The organism is Actibacterium atlanticum (assembly GCF_000671395.1).
GTDB classification, from domain to species: Bacteria; Pseudomonadota; Alphaproteobacteria; order Rhodobacterales; family Rhodobacteraceae; genus Actibacterium_D; species Actibacterium_D atlanticum.
The window spans coordinates 19,925-27,591 of the sequence record NZ_AQQY01000016.1; the positions used below are offsets into that span (position 1 = coordinate 19,925).

Here is a 7,667-nt window from a genome sequence, read left to right on the forward strand (position 1 = left end):
ACTTACCCTTTCACCTCGATGCCCATCGAACGGGCCGAGCCCAGGATGATCTGCATTGCCGCGTCGATGTCGTTGGCGTTCAGATCTTTCATCTTAGCTTCGGCGATTTCTTTCACCTGAGCTGCGGTGACAGAACCAACAACTTCACGACCGGGCAGGTTGGCGCCCGACTTCAGCTTGGCAGCCTTTTTCAGGAAATAAGACGCAGGCGGCGTCTTGATGTCCATGGTGAAGGACTTGTCCTGATAATAGGTGATGATGGTGGGGCACGGTGCACCGGGCTCCAGTTCCTGCGTCTTGGCGTTGAACGCCTTGCAGAATTCCATGATGTTAATGCCGCGCTGACCCAGCGCCGGACCTACCGGCGGGGATGGGTTTGCTTGACCGGCGGGCACCTGCAATTTCATGGTGCCTGCGAGCTTCTTGGCCATGGGCCTTCTCCTTTTCAACTCCCGTCAGGGCGCGCCCTTCGGGATATGGTCGATGTGGTCTGGTCCGACACGCGCGCGCGCCTCGCCTCCCACGGGGATGCCGTACGGGTACGACAGGCGCGTGCGATACAATGGGTTGGATTGGTTTGCAAGTGGAGTCTTCAGGATCACACGAACCAGCTCTGGTTCCGAGGCGCTGGTTTTCGCGCCCTGTGCAAAGGTCTGCGGCGCGAACCCCGCGCCGCAGCAGTTTTTTAGAAATGGCTTAACCGAAGGTCGCGCCGTCTTCGCGCCAGACCTGCACCACAGAAGAGCGCGGCTTGCCTTCGCCATCGGGCCACGAGCCGCCCGGATGCTGTACGCCAACAAAAGCGACCTTCTTATCCAACGACCAGCACAGACCAGTAACCTCGGCACCATAAGGCACTGTCATGAAGCGGGCGATCTCGCCGGTTTCAGGATTGCCGACCAACATCTGGTTGTTGCCCATGCCTTCAAAGTCACCTTCGTTCTTGTAGTTGCCGTCGGTCTGGATCCACAGCATCCCGTCAGACGAGAACACCATACCGTCGGGCGAGTTGAACATGTTCCCCGCGTTGACGTTCTGCGAACCGGCGTATTCGTTGTCATAGACGGTCGGGTTGCCGGCCATCACATACAGGTCCCAGGTAAAATCAATCGCAGCATGATTCCCGTTCTCGGGTGTCCAGCGAACGATCTGACCATAGTGGTTTGTCTCACGCGGGTTCACAGCATTCACCGACGTGTCATCGCCACCGGCGTTCGGCTTCACGCCGCGGTTCTTGTTGTTGGTCAGGGCGCAATAGGCCTCGGCCTTCAGCGGGTTGGTGGCGACCCATTCAGGCCGGTCCATGGTGGTGCCGCCCACGGCCGATGCGGCCATACGGGTGAAGCACAGGATCTCAGCTTCGGTCATGCTAGTGGCTTCGGGAGTCAGCGCCAGCCATTCGCCGGTCATGTCGTCATTGAACTTGGCGACATAGAGCTGACCGTCGTCCAGCAGACCTTCGGTCGCGCCACCTTCTTGCCAGGTGCCGTTTGACACGTAGCGGTAAAGGTATTCACCGCGCTCATCGTCGCCCATGTAGACAACAACGCGCCCATCCAAGGCATGTGCCATCGAGGCGTTTTCATGCTTGAAACGGCCCAGCGCGGTGCGTTTGATCGGAGTGGATGTCGGATCGGTCGGGTCGATCTCGGTGATGAAACCGTGACGATGGGGTTCATTCGGCTCGGTGCTGATGTCATAGCGCGGATCGAACTTTTCATAGGCATAGCGACCTTCGCCGCCGATGCCATAACGCTTGTAGCCTTCGCCTGCAGGTTCTTCACCGGTCGCGCCGAAGTAACCGTTGAAGTTTTCTTCGCAGGTAAGATAGGTGTTCCACAGGGTGCGGCCCGAGCCACAGTTGTTCATGGTGCCTTTGACCTGAGTGCCCGACGGATCAGCCTTGGTTTTCACCAGATCATGACCTGCCAGAGGGCCAGCCAGAACCATCTCGGTTTCATGGGTGATCCGACGGTTGAACGGGCTGTCCTTGACCACAGCATAACCGGCATCGCCCCTGGCGACTTCCATCACCGTCACGCCCTGAAGGTTCTTCAGCAGCTTCACCTCATCGGCGTTTTGCGGCTTACCTTCCGAGGCAGCGGGCAGGTTAATCTTCGGGTTCACATATTCCGAGTTCACGGCGATCACTTCGCGGCCGTCCACTTCGAACAGTTCCATCCCATCGGTGTTCTCACCGAAAACCTTGTCGGACATATCGACCGATACGCCTGTCTCGGCCGAGTAAGCGCCGTCGGCATCCGACCACAACGCATCGCCCCAGCGCACCAAAACCTCGGACTTATAGCCAGCCGGGACGTGGACATCGAAGTCCGTCGCGACGTCGATCGGGTCGAACGCGAAGGCCGCGTGACCCGCAGCCTGCGCCGAGCCGGTCGCATGAAACAAGCCGGTGCCGAAAACAGCAGCACCCGACCCAAAGGCGACAGCGCCACCCAGAAAGCCGCGACGCGAAATGGCTTTGTCGACCACCGCGTCAAAGTCGTTGGTGTCAGGGCGGGGATCACGATGCTCGTCGAAATCATCCCAGGAAAGATCAATCAGAGACTTGTCCGTCATAGCGGAGCTCCTTGCGTACAGGTTGCTAGCAATTGGCCCGGCGCAGTACACGCCAGCGGCTTCAGGAGCTCTCTTTGAGAGGTCTTTGAATCGGAGATGCGACAGTATTGTGTATGATTAATAAAAGTTAACGACCGGACCGCGCCTGAGCAAAAGTCCGCCTTTGTGCGCGCCTCAGGCCTACTGATATTGGCCCGCGGTAATGAACTCGCCAAATGCTTCGCACCACACAAGCACCGTGGAATATTGTGTTACATCCACTTCGGCAGGCACATCCAGCACAAAGCCTTCAAAGGTCTTCACATCACCCACCTGCACGGCCTGATCCTTGATCGGTTCGAATTCATCCTCGTGCTGGGCGAATTCCTTGACCAGATAGAGCTTGTAATCCGGCCCCGGCGCCAGCTTGCCGATATGAACGATCTTGTCCGCAGACACGCTGATCGTGCCCTCCCCCCAATGGACGAAATCACTGCCACGCAACTCGCGGGTCAGTGTGGCGGTGAACATTGCCTCACTGGCAGATTCTTCCAGAACCTGCGCATCCGGCGACGGCGGCGCGGTCAGGATCGGTAGCAAGTAAATGCCCAGCGCAAAGCCCGCAGCCAAAGCCACACCATGCGAAATAAAAAGGAAGAATAAGCGGCGCATTACATTCCCCAGCACTTAAACGCTGGGGAAAACCTAACGCAGAACGGCCCAGAGGCCAAAGCTGAAATCAGACTTCTTTGCTGACCTGCGTGAATTCCAGTTCCACCGGGGTGGCGCGGCCAAAGATCGACACGGTCACTTTCAGGCGCTGGTTGTCGTCGTCGACTTCTTCGACCATGCCGGCAAAGCCTTCGAACGGACCGTCGGTGACGTTCACCTGCTCACCCACTTCGAAGGTGATCAGCGAACGCGGTGCATCGACACCTTCTTCAACGCGGTTGAGAATCTGGTTCACCTCGGCGTCGCGCATCGGCATCGGGCGACCCTGCGGCCCCAGAAAACCTGTGACGCGGTTGATCGAGTTCACAAGGTGGTAGCCTTCGTCTGACATTTCCATGCGCACCAGCACATAGCCCGGCATAAAGCGGCGCTCGGTGGTCACTTTCTTGCCGCGGCGCACTTCGATCACTTCTTCAGTCGGAACCAGCACTTCTTCGATCTGGTCCTCAAGACCATTCTCAATGACAGCGGTTTTGATCTGCTCGGCGATCTTTTTCTCGAAGTTCGAGAGTACACTCACCGAATACCAACGCTTCGCCATCTGCCATTTACCTCGTCTTGACCGGCGCCATGCGCCGCAAATTCAAATCAGTTGCCCGGAACAAAAAACAGCGCGCCTCTCGATTCGAAGCGCGCATTTTGTCGGGAGTGAGCCCGAATTACAGATACCCTTGAAGCAATTCAAGAGGATGCTTGGAAAAACCTTAGCCGAAGAGACCCAACAGGGCGCTCAGGCCCGAACGGATCCCCAGATCAACCAACGAGAAAAAGATTGCCGCGACGGTAGCCAACGCCACAACCATGGCTGTGGTCAACAGGGTCTCGCGGCGGGTCGGCCAGACGACCTTGGAGATTTCTGCACGGGTCTGCTGAATAAACTGGAGCGGGTTGGTCTTGGCCATTTGTCTCTCGAATCTGCTATAGGATCGCGAGATACGCGGTCATGGCGCCGATTTCAAGCCATGCATCGGTATTGACGTCATCCATTGCGGGAAATTGGCAGGGGCACCAGGGTTCGAACCCGGGACCTACGGTTTTGGAGACCGTCGCTCTACCAGCTGAGCTATACCCCTACAGGTGGCGTGAGATACGAAAGCGGGCACGGTTTGGCAAGAGCAAAACCGCGTAAGCAGACCGAAATATCGTTGTGCCTTAGTCTTGTGAGGCCTTGGCTGCATCATTCAAACGAACCCGAAACTGGATCATCCGAACGAACTCTCCGCTTTCGGCCAAAACACCAAAGAAATCGTCCATATCGTCTTTGGCGTACCCCAGGGACACAGCCTCTTGGGCGCGGGTTTCTGCCCGGTCGAACTGCCTGTCATGCGCCAAAAGGACAGCATCGTAATATACAACCTCAGCGTCGGAGCTGTCTTGCGCAAGCATCGCATCCACCGCGATACGGGCGCGCGCAAGGTCCTTCAGCTCGATGGCAGATTCGTACATATCGTCATAGTGATAGGACGCAGGATCATAATCTGTTTCGATCTGCTCCAGAACTGTCAAAGCCTCGGCGTGACGGTCATTCCACTGCAGGACTTCCACCAGCCAATAATTCGCCCATCGGGATCGGCCGATATCACCGACATAGTTCTGAAGGACATTGACCGCCGCATCACCCTGCCCCCGCGCGTGCAAGACCCGTGCCATCAGGACATAGCCTTCATCTTCTTCCGGGTAAGACTCTACAATCTGTTTCGCGACGCCTAAAGCCACGCGGTCCCGGTCAAGATAGTAAAGATTCAGCCCACGTTCATACAGATGGACCAACTCGCCGGGCCGCAACTCCAAGGCGCGATTGATGACCTCCAAGGCGTCCTCATACTGATCCTGATCTCGCAACGCACGGCTCAGCCCCAGCAACCCGTTGATGTCTTCTGCGTCGATCTCCAGATTGCGCCGAAACGCCGCCTCGGCCCTGCTGTGCTGGTCCGCACGTTGCAGGATCCACCCCATTTCGCGCAGCGGCCAGTTGTAGTCGGGGTCAATGGCATGGGCGGCTTCAAGGGCAACAAGAGTTTCCTCCAGATCAGCCAGATCTGCGCCATACCTGCTTGAGGCGGCGCCAGCCAAGGATTCGGCCGAATAAGTCACCTTTAGCGCCTTTTCGAAATGCACAACAGCATCGTCAAAAACATCCGCATCCCACGCGATCCACCCCAACCCGTTCATCGCATCCACGGATCGGGGGGCCAACGCCAGCATTTCCTCAAACAACTGCTGCGCCTGAGCATCTTTGCCTATATTGGAATAGGCCCAAGCCAATGCATCCATGGCATCCAGCCTTTGGGAAAGGCTGCCCGTGCCCTCCTCCAAGGCAGCCTCGCATAGCTGGATCAACCGCTCAGGGTCGGTATCCCGATCCCGGCAGGCTTTTGAGAAGGTAACCTCTGAGCTGGGCAGCAAAGGGCGGGAATGTGCAGGCAGAAGCGCGAAGATCAAAACAGCGGCGCTTAGAATTGGCAATGTCAGTCGCATATCAACGTCTACGTTATGAACAACCTAAGGTTAAGCGCACCGCAACGAATGTCAAAGCCAATCGCTCGCTGTCTCGTCAGGTGGCCAAGGGCGGACCGCAGCTGGTTTAAGCGCGGATGAAAAGACATTACGCGCGCGCCAAAAGGCGATCCGTCACAAAGCTGATTTGCGTTGCCAGATCATCAGGGGCGCCCTCAAGCGTCGCGACCCCGTTCACGGCGGCAAGTACCATCGGCAACCGGTCAATCAGATCAACATCCCCGGACTGCCTAAGCCTGTCGGCCAGTGTCTGAAGCACCCAACTATGTAGATCCTCGGCTTCGCCCTTGGCCCACGTGTACTTTGCCTCGGTCAAATCCTGAGCATGCGCTGAGCCTTCCAGCAATTCCCGCAACACACCATATTTCGTGATCAGCACCTGCGCCACCATCCCGGCACCGGGTGCGGCGCGATCCATGGCCTCAAGGATTGCCGCCTGCAGCCGCAGATTGACTTGGGCAACCACCGCCTGAAAAACGGTCTCTTTGTCTGGGTAGTAAGAATAGAGCGTGGGCTTGGCGACTCCAGCCTGCCGGGCAATGGCTTCCATCGTGGTGCCCCGCAACCCGTGCTGCAGGAAAAGCGCCTCGGCAGCCTTCACTATTCTGGCATCGCGCTGCACCGCAGCCGGTTTTTTTTGCGCAGTCTCTTGCGTCATCAGGTTTTTACTCCACTTTACTATTTGAACGCTTATCGTTTGATTCGTAAAGTACATAGGTGCAAACATGACAGACACAGTATTGCTGACCGGGGTCAGCGGTTTTTTGGGCGGCCACGTCGCTTTGGAATTATTGCAGGCAGGGTATACCGTGCGCGGCAGCCTGCGCAATCCAAGCCGCGCGCAAGGCGTGCGCACAGCTTTGGCCGAAGCGGGCGCGGATGTGGATCGGTTGGAATTCGTTACGCTGGACCTGACCAAGGACGCCGGCTGGACCGAAGCCGCCAAGGGCGCGCGGTATGTGATGCATATTGCCTCGCCCTTTGTCACAACCATGCCCAAAGACCCACAAGACCTGATCCGCCCCGCTGTTACGGGCGTCGAACGCGCATTTGAGGCAGCGCGAAATGCCGGGGTGGAGCGGATCGTGATGACCTCTTCTACGGTCACAGTGGTCGCCGGACGCGATCCAAAAACCCGCCCTGACAATCTGGGCCCGCAAGACTGGTCAAAGCCCGAGGAGGGACGCACCAACGCCTACGCTTCGTCTAAGATTCTGGCGGAACGCCGCGCTTGGGAGCTGCGTAAGGCGCATCCAAAAGGCCCTGAACTGACAACAGTCCTGCCCGGATTCATTCTGGGTCCGCTATTAGACAATGACCCCGGAACATCTGGCGCGGTTCTGCAGAAGCTTCTGCAAGGCGGGTTTCCCATATTACCCAACCTGGCTTTCAACCACGTCGATGTACGCGATCTGGCAAAACTGCATGTTGCCGCACTGACCGCGCCCGTTGCCGATCAGCGGGTGATGGCCGGATTTGACCCGGTCTCGGTGCCGCAAATCGCCGAAACTGTAAAACGCGCCGTGCCGGACCACAGCAGCAAGGTGGCCCTGCGTCGCGCGCCCGACTGGCTGGTGCGTATTCTGGCCCGGTTTGACGGCGACCTACGCGCCAACGTCAATGATCTTGGCTATGCCCCGGATTTGGATTGTCGGATTGCCAAACGGTTGCTCGACACATCGCCCCGGACAGCAGACACGTCGATCAGGGATATGGCCCGCAGCCTGATCGACCGCGGCCTTGCCTGACGCCTGAAAACGAAAAGGCCGCCCGGTTGGGCGGCCTTTCCTTCGGGAAATTCCGAATGCTTAGTCGATGATTTTCGAGACGACGCCCGAACCGACGGTGCGGCCGCCTTC

General features: G+C 57.8%; 8 protein-coding genes and 1 tRNA gene. 1 reads left to right on the top strand and 8 read right to left on the bottom strand.

The genetic code is table 11. The features are described from left to right. Positions 1-2: 2 nt before the first annotated feature. The 8 genes from rplK to ATO10_RS16105 form a co-directional block, all read right to left on the bottom strand. Positions 3-431, bottom strand: a complete 429-nt coding sequence (gene rplK, locus ATO10_RS15530) for a 50S ribosomal protein L11 (protein WP_035253368.1) — start codon at positions 429-431, stop codon at positions 3-5. A 265-nt stretch (positions 432-696) separates the two neighbouring features. Continuing rightward, the gene (locus ATO10_RS15535; protein ID WP_035253371.1) at positions 697-2,580 is read right to left on the bottom strand and encodes a PhoX family protein; all 1,884 of its coding nucleotides are present in this window, start codon (positions 2,578-2,580) and stop codon (positions 697-699) included. A gap of 180 nt (positions 2,581-2,760) precedes the next feature. Continuing rightward, positions 2,761-3,231, bottom strand: coding sequence for a DM13 domain-containing protein (locus ATO10_RS15540; protein ID WP_035253373.1), 471 nt, complete (start codon positions 3,229-3,231; stop codon positions 2,761-2,763). 67 nt (positions 3,232-3,298) lie between these two features. Beyond that, positions 3,299-3,832: a transcription termination/antitermination protein NusG gene (gene nusG, locus ATO10_RS15545; protein ID WP_035253375.1), complete on the bottom strand. Its 534-nt coding sequence runs from the start codon at positions 3,830-3,832 to the stop codon at positions 3,299-3,301. Positions 3,833-3,995: 163 nt separating this feature from the next. Then, positions 3,996-4,193, bottom strand: coding sequence for a preprotein translocase subunit SecE (gene secE, locus ATO10_RS15550; RefSeq protein ID WP_035253377.1), 198 nt, complete (start codon positions 4,191-4,193; stop codon positions 3,996-3,998). 95 nt (positions 4,194-4,288) lie between these two features. After that, positions 4,289-4,364 (bottom strand) — tRNA-Trp (locus tag ATO10_RS15555). A 79-nt stretch (positions 4,365-4,443) separates the two neighbouring features. Continuing rightward, on the bottom strand, positions 4,444-5,769 hold the full coding sequence (locus ATO10_RS15560) for a tetratricopeptide repeat protein (RefSeq protein WP_035253379.1): 1,326 nt from the start codon (positions 5,767-5,769) through the stop codon (positions 4,444-4,446). Between the two features lie 127 nt (positions 5,770-5,896). Then, positions 5,897-6,466 carry a TetR/AcrR family transcriptional regulator gene (locus ATO10_RS16105; protein WP_051598195.1) on the bottom strand — a complete coding sequence of 190 codons (570 nt, stop codon included), beginning with the start codon at positions 6,464-6,466 and terminating at the stop codon, positions 5,897-5,899. Between the two features lie 67 nt (positions 6,467-6,533). Between ATO10_RS16105 and ATO10_RS15570 the strand changes: the two genes are divergently transcribed. Beyond that, complete coding sequence (locus ATO10_RS15570; protein ID WP_035253381.1) at positions 6,534-7,556, top strand: NAD-dependent epimerase/dehydratase family protein; 1,023 nt, start codon at positions 6,534-6,536, stop codon at positions 7,554-7,556. Positions 7,557-7,667: the final 111 nt, after the last annotated feature.

What these genes read in the sequence shown, in the direction of transcription:
- secE (WP_035253377.1), bottom strand. Translation starts at nt 4,193, where the DNA reads ATGGCCAAGACCAACCCGCTCCAGTTTATTCAGCAGACCCGTGCAGAA.
- ATO10_RS15540 (WP_035253373.1), bottom strand. Translation starts at nt 3,231, where the DNA reads ATGCGCCGCTTATTCTTCCTTTTTATTTCGCATGGTGTGGCTTTGGCT.
- ATO10_RS15560 (WP_035253379.1), bottom strand. Translation starts at nt 5,769, where the DNA reads ATGCGACTGACATTGCCAATTCTAAGCGCCGCTGTTTTGATCTTCGCG.
- ATO10_RS15535 (WP_035253371.1), bottom strand. Translation starts at nt 2,580, where the DNA reads ATGACGGACAAGTCTCTGATTGATCTTTCCTGGGATGATTTCGACGAG.
- ATO10_RS15570 (WP_035253381.1), top strand. Translation starts at nt 6,534, where the DNA reads ATGACAGACACAGTATTGCTGACCGGGGTCAGCGGTTTTTTGGGCGGC.
- nusG (WP_035253375.1), bottom strand. Translation starts at nt 3,832, where the DNA reads ATGGCGAAGCGTTGGTATTCGGTGAGTGTACTCTCGAACTTCGAGAAA.
- ATO10_RS16105 (WP_051598195.1), bottom strand. Translation starts at nt 6,466, where the DNA reads ATGACGCAAGAGACTGCGCAAAAAAAACCGGCTGCGGTGCAGCGCGAT.
- rplK (WP_035253368.1), bottom strand. Translation starts at nt 431, where the DNA reads ATGGCCAAGAAGCTCGCAGGCACCATGAAATTGCAGGTGCCCGCCGGT.